The organism is Accumulibacter sp., assembly GCF_036625195.1.
In the GTDB taxonomy this organism is placed as follows: Bacteria; Pseudomonadota; Gammaproteobacteria; order Burkholderiales; family Rhodocyclaceae; genus Accumulibacter.
Genome location: NZ_JAZKUG010000001.1, coordinates 1,548,923 through 1,567,563, shown reverse-complemented (window position 1 = coordinate 1,567,563; position 18,641 = coordinate 1,548,923). Strand labels below are relative to the sequence as shown.

The 18,641-nt window shown below is 64.6% G+C and carries 17 protein-coding genes and 1 riboswitch; of the genes, 12 read left to right on the top strand and 5 right to left on the bottom strand.

The genetic code is table 11. The features are described from left to right. Window positions 1–83 precede the first annotated feature (83 nt). Window positions 84–1,676, bottom strand: coding sequence for a sensor domain-containing diguanylate cyclase (locus tag V5B60_RS06705; RefSeq protein WP_332346278.1), 1,593 nt, complete (start codon window positions 1,674–1,676; stop codon window positions 84–86). A 203-nt stretch (window positions 1,677–1,879) separates the two neighbouring features. After that, complete coding sequence (locus V5B60_RS06700; RefSeq protein ID WP_332346277.1) at window positions 1,880–2,074, bottom strand: hypothetical protein; 195 nt, start codon at window positions 2,072–2,074, stop codon at window positions 1,880–1,882. Between the two features lie 653 nt (window positions 2,075–2,727). Here V5B60_RS06700 and V5B60_RS06695 point away from each other — a divergent pair. From V5B60_RS06695 to V5B60_RS06685, 3 genes are all read left to right on the top strand, one after another. Continuing rightward, window positions 2,728–3,648, top strand: coding sequence for a DUF4338 domain-containing protein (locus tag V5B60_RS06695; protein WP_332346276.1), 921 nt, complete (start codon window positions 2,728–2,730; stop codon window positions 3,646–3,648). Next, window positions 3,645–5,165 carry a transposase family protein gene (locus V5B60_RS06690; protein WP_332346274.1) on the top strand — a complete coding sequence of 507 codons (1,521 nt, stop codon included), beginning with the start codon at window positions 3,645–3,647 and terminating at the stop codon, window positions 5,163–5,165. The genes V5B60_RS06695 and V5B60_RS06690 overlap by 4 nt, the downstream gene beginning before the upstream one ends. 498 nt (window positions 5,166–5,663) lie before the next feature. Then, window positions 5,664–6,149 (top strand): phosphate-starvation-inducible PsiE family protein, encoded by a 486-nt coding sequence (locus tag V5B60_RS06685; protein WP_332346273.1) that lies wholly within the window; start codon window positions 5,664–5,666, stop codon window positions 6,147–6,149. A 685-nt stretch (window positions 6,150–6,834) separates the two neighbouring features. Here the strand turns inward: V5B60_RS06685 and V5B60_RS06680 are convergent. After that, on the bottom strand, window positions 6,835–8,025 hold the full coding sequence (locus V5B60_RS06680) for a M20 aminoacylase family protein (RefSeq protein ID WP_332346272.1): 1,191 nt from the start codon (window positions 8,023–8,025) through the stop codon (window positions 6,835–6,837). 83 nt (window positions 8,026–8,108) lie between these two features. Between V5B60_RS06680 and rapZ the strand changes: the two genes are divergently transcribed. From rapZ to V5B60_RS06635, 9 genes are all read left to right on the top strand, one after another. Continuing rightward, window positions 8,109–8,990: an RNase adapter RapZ gene (gene rapZ, locus V5B60_RS06675; protein ID WP_332346271.1), complete on the top strand. Its 882-nt coding sequence runs from the start codon at window positions 8,109–8,111 to the stop codon at window positions 8,988–8,990. Then, window positions 8,987–9,364, top strand: a complete 378-nt coding sequence (locus V5B60_RS06670; RefSeq protein WP_332346270.1) for a NusG domain II-containing protein — start codon at window positions 8,987–8,989, stop codon at window positions 9,362–9,364. Before rapZ ends, V5B60_RS06670 begins: the two co-directional genes overlap by 4 nt. Before the next feature lie 41 nt (window positions 9,365–9,405). Next, window positions 9,406–9,478: riboswitch (S-adenosyl-L-homocysteine riboswitch) on the top strand. 110 nt (window positions 9,479–9,588) lie between these two features. Further along, the gene (ahcY, locus tag V5B60_RS06665; RefSeq protein WP_332346269.1) at window positions 9,589–11,001 is read left to right on the top strand and encodes an adenosylhomocysteinase; all 1,413 of its coding nucleotides are present in this window, start codon (window positions 9,589–9,591) and stop codon (window positions 10,999–11,001) included. 25 nt (window positions 11,002–11,026) lie between these two features. Beyond that, window positions 11,027–11,392, top strand: coding sequence for a phage holin family protein (locus tag V5B60_RS06660; RefSeq protein WP_332346268.1), 366 nt, complete (start codon window positions 11,027–11,029; stop codon window positions 11,390–11,392). Continuing rightward, window positions 11,389–12,243, top strand: coding sequence for a methylenetetrahydrofolate reductase [NAD(P)H] (gene metF / locus V5B60_RS06655; RefSeq protein WP_332346267.1), 855 nt, complete (start codon window positions 11,389–11,391; stop codon window positions 12,241–12,243). The genes V5B60_RS06660 and metF overlap by 4 nt, the downstream gene beginning before the upstream one ends. Window positions 12,244–12,399: 156 nt before the next feature. Further along, window positions 12,400–12,678, top strand: a complete 279-nt coding sequence (locus V5B60_RS06650) for a DnaJ domain-containing protein (RefSeq protein ID WP_332346266.1) — start codon at window positions 12,400–12,402, stop codon at window positions 12,676–12,678. Further along, complete coding sequence (locus V5B60_RS06645) at window positions 12,675–13,223, top strand: hypothetical protein (RefSeq protein ID WP_332346265.1); 549 nt, start codon at window positions 12,675–12,677, stop codon at window positions 13,221–13,223. The genes V5B60_RS06650 and V5B60_RS06645 overlap by 4 nt, the downstream gene beginning before the upstream one ends. Then, the gene (locus V5B60_RS06640; RefSeq protein ID WP_332346264.1) at window positions 13,223–13,954 is read left to right on the top strand and encodes a hypothetical protein; all 732 of its coding nucleotides are present in this window, start codon (window positions 13,223–13,225) and stop codon (window positions 13,952–13,954) included. The genes V5B60_RS06645 and V5B60_RS06640 overlap by 1 nt, the downstream gene beginning before the upstream one ends. 56 nt (window positions 13,955–14,010) lie before the next feature. Beyond that, complete coding sequence (locus tag V5B60_RS06635; protein ID WP_332346263.1) at window positions 14,011–15,207, top strand: hypothetical protein; 1,197 nt, start codon at window positions 14,011–14,013, stop codon at window positions 15,205–15,207. A 191-nt stretch (window positions 15,208–15,398) separates the two neighbouring features. Here the strand turns inward: V5B60_RS06635 and V5B60_RS06630 are convergent, their stop codons facing one another. Together V5B60_RS06630 and V5B60_RS06625 are read right to left on the bottom strand one after the other, a co-directional pair. Further along, the gene (locus tag V5B60_RS06630; RefSeq protein WP_332346262.1) at window positions 15,399–16,712 is read right to left on the bottom strand and encodes a DUF1615 domain-containing protein; all 1,314 of its coding nucleotides are present in this window, start codon (window positions 16,710–16,712) and stop codon (window positions 15,399–15,401) included. Continuing rightward, the gene (locus tag V5B60_RS06625) at window positions 16,709–18,502 is read right to left on the bottom strand and encodes a gamma-glutamyltransferase family protein (RefSeq protein ID WP_332346261.1); all 1,794 of its coding nucleotides are present in this window, start codon (window positions 18,500–18,502) and stop codon (window positions 16,709–16,711) included. The genes V5B60_RS06630 and V5B60_RS06625 overlap by 4 nt, the downstream gene beginning before the upstream one ends. Between the last annotated feature and the right edge of the window lie 139 nt (window positions 18,503–18,641).

Here is an 18,641-nt window from a genome sequence, read left to right as displayed (position 1 = left end):
GCGCTACCTTCTCGGCAACGTGGCTCGGCCGCTTGAAGCAGAAGTGCTCATGTGGTGCGCATCGCTTACGTTCGGCCGGCAGGCTAGCTGGACCGAACCACGTTTCGGCCATCTTCCTTGGCCTTATAGAGGGCCTTGTCTGCCCGGCGTACCGCTCGATCCTCATCCTCATCCTCGCTCCGGGCCATTGCGACACCAATACTGACAGTCACTTGACCCACCACGGGAAAAGATTGATCGGCAACTGTGCGACGAACGACCTCAGCGGTCCGCAATGCGCCCTCGCGAGTCGTCTCCGAGAGGAGGGCCACGAACTCTTCCCCGCCGTAACGAGCAACGAAGTCTGTCGCTCGCAAGGAACTCGCGAGGACGGTCGCCATGTGCCGCAGGACGCGGTCACCAACTTCGTGGCCATAGCTGTCGTTGACCTCCTTGAACCAGTCGACATCGACAAACAGAACGGCATAAGGATGACCCGACCGTTTCAGGCGGAGAAACTCCATGCGTAGCCGCTCATTGGCAGACTTCCGATTGTGCAGCCCGGTGAGCGCATCGCGCCGCGCGAGTTGCTCCAGTTCCCGATTGGCGGCTACCAAGGCGGCAGAACGTTCCGCCAACAGCTGACCGGCCTGACGAAGAGCAGTGGCGACCTCGGCTGATTCCTGTATGGATACCTCTGGAATGGGCACCAACTGCCCGTTGCCCAAGGCGATGGCCGGTTCGGTCAGCGCACGCACAGATGCGGCGATGATGCGCCCTGCCATCCACGCCAAGCCGAGCCCGACGACGAGCAAAGTGGCCAGGCCCAAGCCCAGCCAAGTCATGGTGTGCATCAGATCCCGCTCCAACAACTGTCGTGGGATGCCAATGCCGACGCTCCAGCCCGTGACCGACGAGCGCCTCCAAGCCGACAGCGTCGGAGTCCCCTCGAGCGTGACCGTCTCCATCACACCCTCTGGAGATTCGCTGATGCGCTGGATGTACTCGGCCGTTCCCTTCCGGCCGATGAACTCTTCTGGAGCGTGGGTCCGCGCGGCAATGATGCCCGTGTGATCGAAGACTGCGGAGACCCATCCCGCTGGAAAGTTCTGTGCGACGAGGATGGCGTTGAAGTCATACGGTGACAAACCGATGCTCAGAACGTAGGCCACCTTCGTGTCGGAGATCACCGGCAGGTCGATACTGACCACGGGCCTGCGCAGTACGCCACCGATGTAGACCTCCGAGACCACGGGCTTTGCGGTCTCAAAGACACGGCGAAGCATTGCCGGATGGCCGTGCCGCGGCAAAGGCTCGCCGAAGTCCCGCAGCGTATTGATGATCTGCTGGCCGCTCTCGTCGCTGAGGACCACGTTCATCCCGACTTTCGTCGTTGCGATGACCTCGCGTGCTCGTCGGTGGAAGCCCTCCAGGTCTTGCCGGGTCAGGGCGTCGGAGGTGGCCAATACCTCGCCGACGGTCTGCGCCCTGAGCAACCGGCTATCAACGGCTTGAGCCATGGCACGTGCCGTGGCCATCAAGTCCCGTTCGAGTTGGGCACGTCCGTTCCGGTATTCCCGGGCGAAGAGGACCGCGACGCCCAGTATCCCAGGCAAGAGGCAGGCCAGAACCAGCCACACAAGTAGCGCGCCGATTCGCCAGCGGGTAGCAAAGCCGAATGACCGAACCCTGTTCACGTGCTTCGAGCCATCATCTTGGCAAGGTCCAAGGGAGCCGGTCCCAGCGAGTTTTTAAAGGGGGTCTTGGCATTCTGGAGTGGTTTCTGCCCCCGACCCTTGATGCAGATTATAGTTTGAGCTTGTCAGATTGCTCCCAGCAGTTCTCATTCAAAAATCCCTGGCAGGGGGTGGTGAGGTTCGGAACGGTTGGATGGGGCAAGTCAGCTGGTGTCTGTGTCGTTGGGAGCGAGGCTCTGCTGCATGAAGCGCATGAGGAGATCCCAGTCATCGAACGGCAGGTGCTGCAGCAAGGCGCGCAGGTGTTCGAAGAAGGTGCGGCGGGAAGGCAGCGTGGCGCGCACCGTGGCGTAAGGGGAGTCCATCCAGTCCAGGGCGGTATGGATCAAGAAGGCCAACAGGATCAGGGTAGCGAACAGGTTGGCCGAGAACTGTTTGCCGTGTCCGAAGTTGTGGTCGAAATGGTAGCCATTGGTCTGGAGGGTGTTGTTGTTCTCGTGGCAGTCGGCCGGAGGACTTGCACCCCCGGCCTCTCGCAGAACGGTTCGTGAACCTCTCGATTCACGCCGCGCCCATCAAGCAAATGCACCGACCATTCCTTTCTGCCAATGCACGAAGAGAGGGTTGACGCCGTTATTGAGGTAGCGCCGGGTGACGCGAACCGGCCGGCAAGGAAAGTGCTCGCTCCACAGTGGCCACAGGGGGGGGTCAAGGGGCATCGCGGACAGTGCCGCACGTTACACGGAACTGGAAGCCAATGCCATCGTGGTACTCGCTGTGGTGAGGGAATTGTATGAACGCGCTCGGGCGTCGAAAAAACCAAGGGAAACTTCTCTCGGGACGTGGCGGTTGGCATGCAGTCGCGCAAGGGCCGTCACCACCAGGACGGCGACTTCGCCAGCCCTGAAGCATGACCCGCGCAGCCCAGTCGTAGCAAGGCTTGACGGCCACCGCAAAAAAAACTTTCGCAAAGGAGGGCTAGACAATTTTCGAGGCCTTTGGCAGAATAGGCTGAGGTTAGCGGATCTGCGTTTCTGGTGAAGGTTGTGCGATGGATGCGATGACGCCGAGCAGTTGGGTGCACTGCGGCCGGGAGTTCAGTGCGCGAGAGGTTGCCGACATCTGCGCGACGGTGGCGTGGCTGCCCGGGTTGGCGCGCCATGAACTGGCGGCGACGCTGTGCGAGCATCTGGGCTGGGTGACGCTGACGGGGACGGCGAAGACCGGCGCCTGCCTGGAGTTCCTGCAGCGCTTGCAGGCGGCCGGCCTGCTCGTCCTGCCCGCACAGCGGGCCGCGCGGGTATCCCGTTCGACGCCACGCTGCCCGGCGCAGCCCCGGGCCGTTGCCGAGCCGATGGTCGAGCCGACTCCGGTGGAGGTTTCGCTGTCGGCCCTGGCCCCGGTCCGCCTGGAAGTGATCCGCGACACCGCCTTGGCGAAGCAATGGGATGATCTGATGGCGCGCTGGCACCCGCTCGGTTTCCAGGGTGCCTTCGGCTACCGGTTGCGTTACTTCATCACGGCGGGCGAGCTGCGGCTCGGTTGTGTCCTGTTGTCCGGTGCCGCCCGGGCAGTGGCCGTGCGCGACGACTGGATCGGCTGGACCGCTCAGACCCGGCGCCACAACCTGCCACGGGTACTCAACAACAGTCGCTTCCTGATCTTCCCGCACGTCCGCGTGCCGCATCTGGCCAGCCAGGTGCTCGGCCAACTCGCGCGTCGTGCGCGCAGCGACTGGCTCGAACACTGGGGCTTCGAGCCCCTGCTGCTGGAAAGCTTCGTCGACCCGCGCCAGCATGCCGGCACCTGCTACCGGGCTGCCGGCTGGCAATTGCTCGGAGAGACCAGCGGACGCGGGCTGGCCCGCCCTGGGCGGACCTATCACAGCACGCCTCGGCAAGTATGGGTCAAGCCGCTCGGCAGCGACGGTCGGGACCGGCTGTGCGCCGTGACCGAGCCCACCCGGCGATGAGCAAACCCTGCAGTCGTCCGACGCGTGCCGGCATTCGGGCGCAACGCAGCGACAAGAGACGGCAGGAGCAGGCGCTGAACGCGAAGCGGCGCGCGATGGGACAACGGCCCCAGTCACCCCCGCCGCTGCCCAACCGATGCTCGGCCTTCACGACCATCGACGAAGAACGGGCAGCCCGCGAGGACGCCGTGAGCAAGCAGGCACGCCTCCTGCGCCAGGAGCTGCCGGCCTTGCTCGACCAGCTGGAACGGATTCCCGACCCGCGGGCCCCCAGGAAGCGCCGGCACAAGCTGACCGCGCTGCTGCTCTATGGGCTGCTGATGTTCGTCTTCCAGTTCGCCTCCCGGCGCGAGACCAACCGCGAAATGACCCGTCCGCAGTTCCTCGCCAACCTGCAATTGCTGTTCCCGCAGATCGAGGCCCTGCCGCACGCCGACACCCTCTATCGGCTGCTGCGCGACATCGACCTGACGCAACTCGAACAGGCGCACGTCGACCTGGTGCGCCGCCTGATCCGCGGCAAGAGCTTCCGGCGTTATCTGATCAACCACTGCCATCCGATCGCCATCGATGGCTCGCAGAAGCTCGCCGGCGACACCCTCTGGGCGGAGGAACTCCTGCAGCGCAGCGTCGGCAAGGACGAAAACCGCCACACCCAGTACTTCGTCTACGTGCTCGAAGCCAGCCTCGTCTTCCACGGCGGTCTGGTCATCCCGTTGCTCAGCGAGTTCCTCGAACACGCGCTGGGCGACAGCGAAGCGCAGAAGCAGGATTGCGAGCTGCGCGGCTTTGCGCGCTTGAGCGACCGGCTCAAGAGGCTGTTCCCGCGCCTGCCGATCCTGCTCGTGCTCGACGGACTCTACGCCAACGGGCCGGTGATGCAACGCTGCCGGCGCGCCGGCTGGCAGTTCATGATCGTCCTCCGGGACAAGGATCTGCCCTCGGTCTGGGAGGAGTTCCGCGCGCTGCAGCCCCGGCAGTCGCAAACCCGGCAGCTGGACTGGGGCAAACGCCAACAGCACTTCAGCTGGGTCAATGACATCGAGTATGCCTTTGGCGCGAACGGTCGTTGCCGGCTCAAGCTGCACGTGGTCGTCTGTGAGGAAAGCTGGCAGCGGGTCGACCAACAGGCCGCCATCGTGACCGAGACGGCACGCCACGCCTGGCTCTCCAGTCGGCCGCTCAGCTGCGAGAACGTCCATGTGCGTTGCAATCTCGGCGCCCGCCACCGCTGGGGCATCGAAGCGGGCTTCCTCGTCGAGAAACACCAGGGCTACCACTACGAGCATGCCTTTGCCCTCGACTGGAATGCGATGCGCGGCTACCACCTCCTGATGCGGCTGGCGCATGTCTTCAATACCCTGGCGCGCTTCACGCGACAGCTGCGCGATCTGTTCGACCAACTCGGCGTGCGCGGGGCCATCGCCTTCATCCGAAATTCCTGCGCTGCGCCCTGGCTCGATTCCGCGCGGATGCGCGTGCTTCTCGCCAAACCCTTTCTGCTGCAACTCGAGTGACCTCTCCAGGACGGCCCCAGGAACCACCCCGCGCGGTGCGCTCCGTGCAGGGAGAGGCTCGCCCAGAGATCACAACGGAGTTCCTGCCACCGATCGACACCCTCTTCACGGACCCCACACCACCCACGCATCCAGCCCTCACCTGCCACCAGCCTCCAGCAATCTGACCGCTTCAGCGCCGAAAACGGGGGCTTCCGGCAAGCGGGGCCGATTCAGCAGGGTCATGCTTCAGGGCTGCGACTTCGCTGGCGGGCTCGCAGGTTGGCGGCAATTCGGGTAGAGTTGGCGTGACGGTCATCTTCGGTGTCGATTCGGGTCCGTCACACCGTCAAGAATGATGATGGAACCACGGACTCTTCGGGCAGCTGTTGGACGAGTCTCTCTCGGCAGTGATGTGCGAGAACGCGGTCGATGTCCTCTGGTACAGGTACGATCGCCATCAGCGCATCGTGGGCACAGTCATAACCGCGCCCCGCCCGACTATCATGGGAGGTACTGATGAAAGGCCAGGAAAAGGACCCCGCGGATCCGGTGCAACCCATTTTCCCAGACGAGCAGCTGATCAACCGCTTACGGGGCAGCATCCGCCATGCGGCGCGCGTGCTGGCGGTGCTGATGGTCTTCGTCATCTGGTGGGGTGTCGCCGACGTAGTATATGTGCTCTATAGCAGGATCAGCGTCCACCCCTATTTTCTGCTCGAAATCAGCGACATTCTCGCAACCTTCGGGGCCTTCATGGCAGTACTGATCGCCATTGAAGTGTTCGTCAATATCGTGAGCTACCTGCAGGAGGGTGGACTGCACCTCGAGATCGTTCTGGCGACGGCCTACATGGCGGTCCTTCGCAAGATTGTCATCCTCGATTACAAGGAGGTCAGCCCGGACTACGTCTATGCCACGGCAGCACTGGCTCTGGCAGTGTCAGTTGGCTACTACTTGGCCAAGTCCCTACACGGAACGCAGGCGGGAACGGGCGGCCAGTGACTGCAGCCGACAAATCGTAGCGCGACGGTGGAAATGGCTTAGGAAGATGCGGCTTGCGCCGCTTGCCAGTACCGCCGGTGACGCCAAGACCATGTTCGGCGACGGATCACAAACAACGGCGCACGACCTGGATCCTGCCCCTCGCGATCATCGTCCCGGCAATTGCCGTCACTGGTGGGAATCCGGCTGAACCATAGCTCAACAGGTCCTTCTACCATACGTTGCAGACGCTGGACGTGCCCGCCTTCAATGCAGCGATGCTGCGCTTGTCCATCGAGGTCCCGACATCCTGACCGCGGTCGCTACCGCCGCACACTACCTTGAGCAGACGCGCCACAGCCACTCGCGCCGGCCCTGACCGAGATCAGAAGTCGCGCGCAACTGGCGCCAGGCCAGGCGGCAGAAAGTCTATGTCAACGTGGCCAACCCCGGTTTTTCCGTCGCCGCCGTGCTGATGCCCACGATCACCCTCTCGCCAAAGGCGCTCACCGGCCAGCGCTCGCTCGGCACCCTGCTGCAGGACATCCCAGCCTTTGCCCCCACGACCGCCGCCGTTGCCCGGTTCGCCCTCTCCCACCGGGACCTCTTCCAGCTGTCGGCGGGCACCCGAGCCATTTTCTCGTCGTACTCGGCGTCCCTGGCCCTTTTTCACGGCAACGCCATCGGCTGCCTGATCCACGGCCGTTCAGTCGTCATCGCCTGGCGACGACTCCCCGAGGACGCATTCGGCAAGCCGCACCCAGTAGCTGACACCAAGCGGCAACAGCTCGTCGTTGAAATCGTAATGCGGGTTGTGCAAGGTACAGCCGCCGGTGCCTGGGCCGTTCCCGAGCCAGACGTAGCACCCCGGCTTCTCGCGCAACATGTACGCGAAATCCTCCGCGCCCATCGACGGCAACTCGCTGGTGCGGACGTTGTCGGCACCAAGCAGGCGCGTGGCCACACGGCGACAGAGCTCGCTCTCCGCTTGACTGTTGACCGTCGGCGGATAGCGGTGGTCGAAGTGAACAGAGATCTGCGCCGCGAAGGCGCTCGCGACGCCGCTGCAGATCCGCTCGATGGCTCGTTCCACGAGTTCCTGGACCTCTGGCTTGAAGCTGCGGATCGTGCCACGCAGGACGGCATCGTCCGGGATGATGTTCCACGCTTCCCCGCCGTGAATCTGCGTGACGCTGACCACTGCCGATTCGCAGGGATGCACGTTGCGGGCGACAACCGTCTGCAGCGCAAGCGTCAATTGGCTCGCGACGACCAGGGTATCGACCCCTTGTTGTGGCATCGCGGCATGACATCCATGGCCGCGGACGGTGATCTCGAAGGCACAGGTACCGGCCATGACCGGACCCGGCATCACCGCCAACTGCCCCACCGGCAATCCCGGCCAGTTGTGGAGACCAAAGACGGCCGTCATCGGAAACCGGTCGAACAGGCCGTCCTCGATCATGACTGCTGCCCCGCCCTCCGACTCCTCGGCTGGCTGGAAGATGAAGTACACGCTGCCGTCGATCGCCAGCTCATCCCGGTGGGCGGCCAGGTAGCGCGCGGCGCCGAGGAGGATCGCCGTATGCCCGTCATGCCCGCAGGCGTGCATCTGCCCGGAATGGCGCGAGCGGTGCGGAAAGTCGTTCTTCTCGTGCAATGGCAGGGCGTCCATGTCGGCGCGAAGTCCGATGCCGCGGCGGCCGCGGCCATTGCGCAAAATCCCGACGACTCCCGTACTGGCTAGGCCGCGGTCGACCTCGAGACCGTAGCGCTCCAATTCCCGCGCGACCAGGTCAGCGGTGCGGAACTCGGTAAATGCGAGCTCCGGGTGAGCATGGATGTCGCGACGCAGCGCCGCGAGTTCTTCGACAAAGGGAATGCTGAGGATGCTCATCAACCAGCTCCGTCCGCTGAGAAACGGCAGTTTAATGCAGCGCAGCTTGCCCGTGCGACCGGGCTTCCGTTATGCTTCGCCACATGCATCTCGTTCTCATCAGCGGCCTCTCCGGTTCCGGCAAATCGATCGCCCTCAAGGTGCTCGAGGATGCGGACTATTATTGCGTCGACAACCTGCCCGCGCAGTTGTTGCAGCCGCTCGTCGGGCAACTGGATCTGCAGGGCTATGACAAGGTCGGCGTCGTCATCGATATCCGCGGCGGTAACAGTGTGGCGACACTGCCGCTGCAGCTCGACGCCTTGCGCGAACAGGATCTCGAGTTGCAGTTCCTGTTCCTCGATGCGCAGGATGCCACCCTGATCAAGCGTTATTCGGAAACCCGCCGCCGGCATCCGCTGGCCAGCGACCAGCTGACGCTGACCGAGGCCATTGCCGCCGAACGCGGGCGGCTGGCCGGCCTCTCGGCCCTCGGCCACCACATCGATACGAGCGGAGTGAAACCTGCCGCACTGCGCGAATGGGTGCGCCAGTTCGTCAAGAGCACCATCGCCAGCGACCCCTGTCGCGGACTGACCTTGCTCTTCGAATCCTTTGGCTTCAAGAACGGCATTCCGCTCGACGCCGACCTCGTCTTCGACGTCCGCTGCCTGCCCAATCCGCATTACGACCTCAACCTGCGCCCATTGACCGGACGGGACGCAGCCGTGGTCGAATTCCTCGAGGCCGAGGCCGACGTCCTGCGCATGCGCTCCGACATCGCCCGTTTCGTCCGCGCGTGGCTGCCGGCGTACGTGCAGGACAGTCGCAACTACCTGACCGTTGCCATCGGCTGCACCGGTGGCCAGCATCGGTCGGTGTATTTCGCCGAATGGCTGGCACGCGAGTTTCGCGACTGTGCGCGCGTGCTGCTCAGGCATCGCGAACTGGCCGCACCGAGCATGGCGGCCGGAAGCAACGCGTGATCCGCTGGATTGCCCTGCTGAAGCCGGGCGACTGCCTGCTGATCGCGCTTGGCCTCGCCGGCGTCGTCGCATCGTTTCCGCTGGCATGGCGGGCAGGCGTCGCCGACAAGGCTGTCGTCAGGCGTGGCGGCGAGCTCTTTTCGGAGCTCGACCTGCGACACGATCGGCGCCTCGATGTGCCGGGGCCCCTGGGCGTGACGACAGTGCTCGTTGACCGCCGTCGCGTGCGGGTTGCCGCCGACCCGAGTCCAAGACAGTACTGCGTGCGCCAGGGATGGCTGGCCCGTCCGGGGGAAATCGCCATTTGTGCCCCGAATCAGGTCAGCGTCGAGGTCCAGGGGACACGCCGGACCCACGACTCGCTCGCCTACTGAAAGCCGCGCGCGTTCGCGCGAACCCGTTATATAATCGACCCCAGTCCGAGGAGCGCTGCAAGGCTGTCGTCCCACAGTTTCAGGCTCGGATCCATCAAACGGCGCTCATCCCACCAACCCGTACCGGGGTTGGCAGCATGGGGTGGGCACAGGGAAGAATCCCCTGCTTCGTTCTCCGCCAGAGCTACCTTCTCCCGGTCACAGTCTCATCAAGGAGCCTTACTGTGTCGGATACTGTTATTCTCAACCAGGACTACGTGATTGCTGACCTCGGTCTCGCCGGCTGGGGCCGCAAGGAAATCCGCATCGCCGAAACCGAAATGCCGGGACTGATGGCGATCCGCGAGGAGTTTGCGACGCAGCAGCCGCTTAAGGGTGCGCGCATCACCGGCTCGCTGCACATGACCATCCAGACCGCGGTACTGATCGAGACGCTGACCGCGCTCGGAGCCGAGGTGCGCTGGGCATCCTGCAACATCTTCTCGACGCAGGATCACGCTGCCGCAGCCATCGCCGCCGACGGCGTCGCGGTCTTCGCCGTCAAGGGAGAGTCCCTGCAGGACTACTGGGAGTACACGCACCGCATCTTCGAGTGGCCCGACGGCGGCTACAGCAACATGATCCTCGACGACGGCGGCGACGCCACCTTGCTGCTCCATATCGGCGCGCGTGCCGAACAGGATGTGTCCGTGCTGGCAAAGCCGGCATCAGAGGAGGAAACCATCCTCTTCGCGGCAATTCGCGCGAAGCTGGCGAGCGACCCAGGCTGGTACTCGCGTCGCCTGGCGGCGGTGAAGGGCGTCACGGAAGAGACGACAACCGGCGTCCACCGCCTCTACCAGATGCATGCCAAGGGCGAACTGCGTTTCCCGGCGATCAACGTCAACGACTCGGTGACGAAGTCCAAGTTCGACAACCTGTACGGCTGCCGGGAATCGCTGGTTGACGGCGTCAAGCGAGCGACCGACGTGATGATCGCCGGCAAGGTTGCCCTGATCGCCGGTTACGGCGACGTCGGAAAGGGATCGGCACAGGCCATGCGCGCCCTTTCGGCGCAGGTGTGGGTCACCGAGATCGACCCGATCTGTGCTCTGCAAGCGGCCATGGAAGGCTACCGCGTGGTGACGATGGACTACGCGGCCGACAAGGCGGACATCTTCGTCACCGCTACCGGCAATTATCACGTGATCACGCACGAACACATGCAGAAGATGAAGGATCAGGCCATCGTCTGCAACATCGGGCACTTCGACAACGAAATCGACGTCGCATCGATCGAGGGCTATGCCTGGGAAGAGATCAAGCCACAGGTAGACCACGTGATCTTTCCCGACGGCAAGCGCATCATCCTGCTGGCCAAGGGTCGCCTCGTCAACCTCGGCTGCGGTACCGGCCATCCTTCGTACGTCATGAGCTCGTCGTTCGCCAACCAGACGATCGCCCAGATCGAGCTGTTCACCCGCAATGCAGAGTACCCGATCGGCGTCTACACGCTGCCGAAGCACCTCGACGAAAAGGTCGCACGCCTGCAGCTAAAGAAACTCAATGCGCAACTCAGCGAGCTGACCGACGAGCAGGCACGCTACATCGGGGTCGCCAAGGAGGGCCCGTACAAGTCGGACCACTACCGCTACTGATACGGCAGGACAACCGGGGACCGGCATGCGAGTGCTCCTGATCTGGCTGCTCAACACCTGCGCCCTGCTGGCCGTCGGCTACCTGATGCCATCGATCGAGGTCGCGTCGTTCGGCTCGGCGCTGCTCGCAGCAGCCGTACTCGGACTGGTGAACACCTGGCTGCGGCCCCTGTTGATCCTCCTGACCTTGCCGGCGACGCTGCTGACGCTCGGACTCTTCCTCTTCGTCCTCAACGGCCTGATGTTCTGGCTTGCCGGTTCGATGTTCGAGGGCTTCGTCGTCGGCGGCTTCTGGCCGGCATTTTTCGGCGCCATCCTCTACAGCATCCTCTCATCCATCCTGTCCTCTCTTCTGCCACAGCCAGAAGGGCATGAGATCGCCCGCCGATGATCAACAAGTCCCCTACCTTCAGCCTTGAGCTGTTTCCACCGCAAACGCCCGAGGGCGCGGAAAAGCTGCGTGCGGCACGGGCCCAGATGGCGCTCCTGAAGCCAAAGTTCTTCTCGGTCACCTTTGGTGCGGGTGGTTCAACACGCGACCGCACCCTCGAGACCGTCGTCGAGATCCAGAACGAGGGCCATCGGGCGGCACCGCACCTGTCTTGCATCGGCTCCACGCGAGCCAGCATCCGCAGCATCCTCGAGCAGTATCGTGCGCACGGCATCCGCCACCTCGTGGCCTTGCGTGGTGACCTGCCGTCAGGAATGGCAACGCCGGGAAGCTTTCGTCATGCCAATGAACTCGTCGAGTTCATCCGCTCCGAGACCGGCTCCTGGTTCCACATCGAGGTTGCCGCCTACCCGGAATACCACCCGCAGGCGAAGAGCCCGCTGGACGACCTGCTGGCGTTCAAGCGCAAGATCGATGCCGGCGCCGACTCGGCGATCACGCAGTACTTCTACAACTTCGACGCTTACTCGCATTTCATCGACGAGTGCCAGGCTGTCGGCATCAACGCGCCGATCGTCCCCGGCATCATGCCGATATCGAGCTTCAGCAGCCTGGCGCGCTTCTCGGACAATTGCGGCGCCGAGATACCGCGCTGGATTCGCAAGCGCCTCGAGAGTTATGGTGACGACAAGGCGTCGATCCATGCTTTCGGCCTTGACGTGGTGGCGCAATTGTGCGAAAGACTGCTGGCGGCTGGCGCACCCGGCCTGCACTTCTACACCCTCAACCAGGTCGGCCTGACCAAGACGCTCTGGCAGCGTCTTGGGCTGGCCTGTGCAGCCGGCGACTGAGGCGTAGCGCGGAATGGTCGCCGGCAAGAGGGTGGGAGGCGCGGGTGCTCGACGCGACGGATCGACCGGAGCGGTGATCAGGGCGCGGGTGGGGCACGGCGCGGGGTGGCCGCGCAGCGTGCTGACCCACAACCCTGCGGACCACCAGGGCGAGGAATGAAGGACTACTACGCCATACTAGGCCTTGCCAGCGACGCGACCCGTGAAGTGATCAGGACCGCGTATCGCCGCAAGGCACTGCAGTTTCACCCCGACCGAAACCCGGCGCCGGAGGCCAGCGAGCGGTTTCGCGAGATCCAGGAGGCCTATGATGTCCTCACTGATCCGGACCGCCGGTTTGCCTATGATGAGAACCGGCGCCGCAATCTGCTCGACAAACCCATGGAAACGGCGCGCGAGATCTGGCAGCACTACATCGAAGGAGTCCTGCAATGAAAGTATCGCCATACTTCGAGGAACTGAAATCCGCCTACGACGCCGAATTGGATGACCTGATGACCGATTCGGCGGGCCATGACGTCCTTGCCCGTCGACTGCAGGCAAAGCGCACTCAAGTCGGGCAACTGCTGCCGATGATCGAGTGCAACCCGGAGATGGTCGCCGTCGCCTTTCACGGCGGCTTCAGCTTCGCGAACCCGGCGGTGATGACGGACCTCGCCGCCCGCGAGCCCGAAAACCTGCCTGCATGGCAGAGCCTCCTGTCGTCGGTGTCGCTCGAACCCTGGGCCGCCGAGTTGGCTCGAGTGGTTCTCAAGGACGCCCACGGCGAGCAGTTCCTGGTCGTCACGGCCTGCCTGGAGTTCCTGCGCCGTCCAGGTGCGAACTCGCCTGGCGAAGGTGCTCAGCCGCAGTCGCCCGACGGCCGCGGTGTCGATGACGAGGACGACGCCGATCTCGACGTCGACCTCGAGGAAGCGGGCGCCGACTGGTTGTCCGAGCAGGGCTTCGAGCGCAAGGATCGCTTCTCGGGAGACTATTGATGACTCACCCGGTATTGGCAAGAGCTGAGAAACTGGTCCGCGTTGGCGACATCGTGGGCGCCGAGGCCGCGCTCGTCTCGCTGGTCGAGACGGAGGGCGATCAGGCACTCGCGCTGGCACTTGACGATTTTCCCGCCAAGGACTTGCTGGCGGTGCTGCGCGATTTCGACTCCGCGCGCGAGTCGGTGGTGAACCTGCTGGTGTCGCCGGAGCAGTTTGCCCGCGCGATCGTTCTCGAAAGGCGTTATGGCGACATCAGCCACGAGCGCCTGCACGGCATGATCAACTCGGTGATCTTTCGTGCCGGCGCTGACCCCGGAGAATTCCTCGCCGCCATCGGCGAACTGGAGGGCGGCAACGAAGTTCTTTCCGATTACCTCCACGAGCGCGCGGAGAACCTCGAGCATTTTTTTCGCACCGGCGTCTTCGACTTCTTTTCGGACGGCGACGACTCCGGCAACGATCTCAGTGACGACGAGCGACTCGACGCACTTTCCGACGAGAGCACCGGGGGACCTTTCCTCAGCCACAGCGAGGTCAACGATCACGACTGGATGGAACTGGCGTGGACCCTCCGCTACCAGCAGCCCGAGGTCTTCCGCGAGGTGCTGCTGATCCTGCGCGCCCGAGCCCGTACCGAGGAACGCCAGCAAGCGACCGCAGAGAGTCCGTCACCGCAGTTCCCGGTCCAGCCGACTCTCGGTGAGGGCGACGAGGAATCGGCGCTCTGATCGCGGATTCGCAGGCGAGTGCGGACAAGGACGACGGACAGGCGAGGTCGGAACCGGTGGCGGACCGCCAGCAACTGACTCTTTTCGACCGGCGACCCTTCTTCGAGAGGGCACTGCAGCACGGGGTGCGCAGCGGGCTGATCGATCAGGGCAGGCTGGACAGCATCGTGAACGACGGGGCGAAAGGTCTGCTGCAGATCGCCGACTTCTTCGGCACGCGCTACCTGCGTCCGAACATCGAGGAAGCACGGACACGCATCATCAACCTCGTGAGCCTGTTCCTCGAGGAAAATAGCGGTGGCGACCTGGAACTGGCGGCCCGATCGCTGCGTGACAACAGCTTTCTATCGCATTCGCGCGGCGGGTCGGAGATGCTGAAGAAGCTGTGGGCGATGCCGGAAGACACGTCGTACGGGATCCTGGCCAAGCAGCCGCAGAAAGACTTCCTCGCCGATTGGTCGCTGCGCGGCCTGCCCGACTATCGCCAGGCGCTGGCGCAGCGGCAGGGCCACCAATTGTCGATCACGGCAGCACTCTGGCTTGCCGAGCGCCTTGGGCTGCCCGCCGCCGAGCTATCGACGGTCGCTGCCGAGAGCGTGGTTCGCAGCGCCCTGCTTGTCCACCTGAACGGCGTTGGGCCGCTGGCAATCCCCAATGCGAGCGGGTTGCTGCAGGTGCTCGAGGCAATCCGCAAGCGAGGCGTGCCGAGCAAGGGGCGCAAGCTGCTCGCCGGCCTTCTGCAGGAACTGCCCAAGAGCTGTTTGCCGATTGCCCAGCGCGAGTTGCACCGGATCGAAAGCGAGGACCTGCCGCGGATCGCGGACCTCTCGCGTCCGCTCGCACAACTGCTGCGAGAACTCGAACCGCTCTACCATCTGCGCGATTTCGGCCCTGAGGATGCGGGACGGTTCGAGGCGACAGCCTGCGCCGACTGGCAGCGGATCACAGCCGGCAGAACCGACGACAGTTCGCTGCTGACGGTCTTCGTCTGCCTCGCGGCAGACGTGCCGCCGCAGCCGGTGCTGAACAAGGTGGCAGCGCGTGCGCTGATTCGCAAGGTGCGCCGCGAGGGTTTCAAGCGGCTGCCGGTCCTGGGCTTGATACGCGCGCTGGCACCGTACGACATGCAGGACGACCTCGAGGCGCTGTGGAAGGAGTTCTTTCCCGAAGCAGAGGCCGCCCTGCTCGACGCCGGCGACACGAAGCTCGCCGATGCACTCGATTTCCTGCGCGACAACTGCAATCTCGTCTAAGCCGATGGCAACGCCGACTGCTGCCGGCCGCCGCAGCTGGGTCCCGGGGAGCGGCGGGTCAAGAAGCCCACTGCGACGCCCGCGGCAAGGGCCGAGCTTGCCGGTCACCCGCTGCACCGGGGGTTCCGCTTTCGTTGTGCTGCGAACTGCGTCCTGGCTTGGCCGGTTGCTGGCGACTTGCTCACAGCCTTTCAGGACTCCCCGCGCTCCAGGCATTGACGGAAGCGTGCGTCGACGCGGTGGGCAAACCACTCCGTCGTCAAGGAACGGGTGATCTTCGGGCTCTTCAGTGCAATCCGAGGAATCAGCTCGCGCGGTCGCCGTTCGCCTGTCGTCGAATCGGCAAGCGCGTAGAGCCGCAGGTAGAGCGGCGTCTGCTCGAAGGCGAGGGACTTCTCCAGCTTGAGATCGCGCAGGATGTCCCCTTCCCCGAGCTTCAGGCGTGAGCGCAGTGACAGCGTGGCACGCTGGGTTTCGCTGGCTTCGGCCGCAGGCGATCCGTCTGCCCGATACCGCAGCAGATCGCCATCGAGCGATAGTTTCTGGCCCGAGACCCGGGCCAGCGCGTCCTGAAACGCCGCGTTGCGGCTGCTGTAGCGGCCGGCGTTGAAGTCGGCAAAGCGATGGATCATCTGGCCGTAGCTGGCAGGGTAATCAAGCAGCGAAGCGATGCCGAAATAGACGCCACCACGACGGGTGAACACCTCCTTGCGCACGCTGTCCCCGACAGGATAAGGATACGGCTGCTCGCGCACCTGTTGCTCGGCGAAGGCGACGCTGACCTGCATCGGACCACCGGTACGGACAGGGTTGAAGTCGGCCAGCAACGTCCTGCCGCCTGGTACTTCCGAGCTCAGGTCCTCGTACAGGGCGTTCATCTGCGCCTCGGTGCGCAGGGCGTCGATGCGTATCCGGTAGCTACGCCCATCCGGAGAGGTCTTGAGCAGCGCCAGGTCGAGCACAGCCTTCGGAATCCCATACTTCTCTCGCCGTTGCTCGAGCTGTCGCCAGACGATCCGCGCCAAGCCCGGTACCGTCGGGTCCGACTGGAAGCCGGACTCCTGCCCGATCACAGCGATCGCCGCGCACAACCTCTCCGCCGTCATCGCCATGTTCAAGGCAACGAAGGCCCGCGTGATGTCGCCCGTCCAGGCACCGCGGTCACTGACGTTGGCGGGCAGCAGACGGTCGACCAGAACCCGCGCCTCACGCTCGCTGGCAACGGGTGTCGGCGGTAGCGATCCGGCTGGCGGCGCGCCCTTGGCGCTGGCGGCTGGCGCCGCCGGGCGTCGCGCCTCGCGCTGTGGTGCCGCGGCTTCGGATGCCGATGTCTCCCACGGCATCGGCGGTGATTTTCGCGACTCGTAACCGCCATCGCCGGCACAACCCGCGACGGTCACGACGAGTGCCATCAGCAGCCGGGGCGTCGACGAGCCCGGCAGGGGCGGCAGCTGCCGCGACGAAGCGCTGCGACCTGCCGCGCCGTGCCTGCCGAGCCACCTCATTCACCCACCACCCGCCCTTCGCGTCGGGGATCGGCGCCGCCGCTGAGACCGCCGTCATCCCTGCTGACCGCCTGCAACCCGCTGCTCATGCCGATCTCCCTGACTTCGTGGCCCCACGATCCAAGCGCCTCGACGACGGTGGGCGGGAAACGCCCCTCCTCGAGCAGCGTCGGCCCGTTGAGCGACCCGAAATTGGGCAGGTCGATCGCCTCCTGCGGTGTCATTTGCCAGTCGAGCGTAGCCAGCAGCAGTTTTGCCGTGTAGTGGATGATCAGGGCGCCGCCAGGGGAACCACCGCTCAGGACCACGTCACCTGTCACTGCGTCGAAGACGAGTGTCGGACTCATCGATGAGCGAGGCCGCTTTCCCGGTTCGACCCGGTTGGCGATCGGCAGCCCGCGATCGTCGTATGGCAGAACGGAGAAGTCGCTGAGCTGGTTGTTGAGCAGGAAGCCGCGCACCATCTGGCGAGCACCAAAGGCGTCCTCAATGGTGCTGGTCATCGCCAGCGCGTTGCCATGGGCATCGATGATGCTGAGATGCGAGGTCCCGTACTCGACCTGTTCCGGCATCGACGAACGGGTCGGCGCCACCGCCCCCGGCACACCCGGCTGGGCGACCTGCATGCTGCGGCCCGCCTGGATCAGCTGCGCCCGGACAGCGAGGTAATCGGGCGCGATCAGCGAATACCAGCTGCCGGCGGGAGCAGCAACGAAAGCCGGATCAGCGACGTAGCGCGCACGATCGGCGAATGCAAGACGTGCAGCCTCACTGTAGTAGTGCAGCCACTGCGGGTCGGCAAAAGGCAGCGACACGGCAGCGGTGTGGCCGAGGATACCGAGAATCTGGGCCATGGCAATGGCTCCCGAACCGGGAGGCGGAAAGCCGCAGATGCGATAGCGGCGTGGCGGCATCGCCTGTCGTGCTGCATGGTCGCTGCAAAAGGGCTGTCGCCGTTCGGCTCGATACCCGGCGAGGTCACTCAGGCTCAGGCGGCCGGGATTGTCCTGGTGCTGGCGCACCTTGGCCACGATCGCCTGCGCGATTTCTCCATCGTGCAGGGCGCGCGAGCCCTCGCCGGCGATCCGGCGCATGACTGCGGCAAGTTCCGGATTGCGCAGGGTGCTGCCAACCGCGACCGGCTGCCCGGTGTGGTCGTAGAAATGGGCTGCGGCCTCGCGGTCGAGGCGCAGGTAGGGATCCGCCTTGAGCAGCGCATGCAGCCGCTGGCCGACCGGAAAACCGGTTTCGGCCAGGTGGATTGCAGGCTCGAAGAGAGTCGCCCAGGGCAGTCGGCCATACTCCGCATGCGCCATTTCGAGCATGCGCACGGTTCCGGGAACGCCGACCGCCCGACCACCGATCACTGCCTGATGGAAGCTCAGCGGCTTGCCATCAGCCCGCAGGAATAGATCCTCGCCCACCGCTGCCGGCGCCGTCTCGCGGCCATCGAAAGCCACCGTCTGCCGGCCATCGTGGTGCAGCAGGAAGGCACCGCCGCCAATCCCGCTCGACTGCGGTTCGACGAGACCGAGAACCATCTGCGCCGCGATCGCGGCATCGATCGCGGCGCCGCCAGCGCGCAGCATCGCCGCGCCCGCCTCGCTCGCCAGCGGGTTCGCCGTCGCAACCGCGAAACGCTCTCCCCGCCAGCCGGATTGCGGGCTGTGCCCGGAGACTCCTTCCGGCTGGTGAATCTCCGCCGTCGCGGCCGGCAGCCGCGAGCTCGCCCCGCTGCTGCAGCCAGCCAGGAGCGCAAGCGCGATCAAGAGGAGCGTGGGGAGCTTCATGGCAGCTCTCCTGTCAGCGGAAAGTATGGCTGAACGAGGCGGAAACGGCCGCCCCGATCGCAGGCTTGGCGAAGGTGGTCCGCAGCAACCCCATCGCCCTGTCAGGATGGTAAACGGAAGACGAAGCGACAGGCAACAG

Bases quoted from the DNA above. Each gene is read 5' to 3' on its own strand.
- V5B60_RS06685 (WP_332346273.1), top strand. From the start codon at position 5,664: ATGAAAGGCCAGGAAAAGGACCCCGCGGATCCGGTGCAACCCATTTTC.
- rapZ (WP_332346271.1), top strand. From the start codon at position 8,109: ATGCATCTCGTTCTCATCAGCGGCCTCTCCGGTTCCGGCAAATCGATC.
- V5B60_RS06650 (WP_332346266.1), top strand. From the start codon at position 12,400: ATGAAGGACTACTACGCCATACTAGGCCTTGCCAGCGACGCGACCCGT.
- V5B60_RS06660 (WP_332346268.1), top strand. From the start codon at position 11,027: ATGCGAGTGCTCCTGATCTGGCTGCTCAACACCTGCGCCCTGCTGGCC.
- V5B60_RS06645 (WP_332346265.1), top strand. From the start codon at position 12,675: ATGAAAGTATCGCCATACTTCGAGGAACTGAAATCCGCCTACGACGCC.
- V5B60_RS06640 (WP_332346264.1), top strand. From the start codon at position 13,223: ATGACTCACCCGGTATTGGCAAGAGCTGAGAAACTGGTCCGCGTTGGC.
- V5B60_RS06630 (WP_332346262.1), bottom strand. From the start codon at position 16,712: ATGAGGTGGCTCGGCAGGCACGGCGCGGCAGGTCGCAGCGCTTCGTCG.
- metF (WP_332346267.1), top strand. From the start codon at position 11,389: ATGATCAACAAGTCCCCTACCTTCAGCCTTGAGCTGTTTCCACCGCAA.
- V5B60_RS06625 (WP_332346261.1), bottom strand. From the start codon at position 18,502: ATGAAGCTCCCCACGCTCCTCTTGATCGCGCTTGCGCTCCTGGCTGGC.
- V5B60_RS06690 (WP_332346274.1), top strand. From the start codon at position 3,645: ATGAGCAAACCCTGCAGTCGTCCGACGCGTGCCGGCATTCGGGCGCAA.
- V5B60_RS06680 (WP_332346272.1), bottom strand. From the start codon at position 8,025: ATGAGCATCCTCAGCATTCCCTTTGTCGAAGAACTCGCGGCGCTGCGT.
- V5B60_RS06695 (WP_332346276.1), top strand. From the start codon at position 2,728: ATGGATGCGATGACGCCGAGCAGTTGGGTGCACTGCGGCCGGGAGTTC.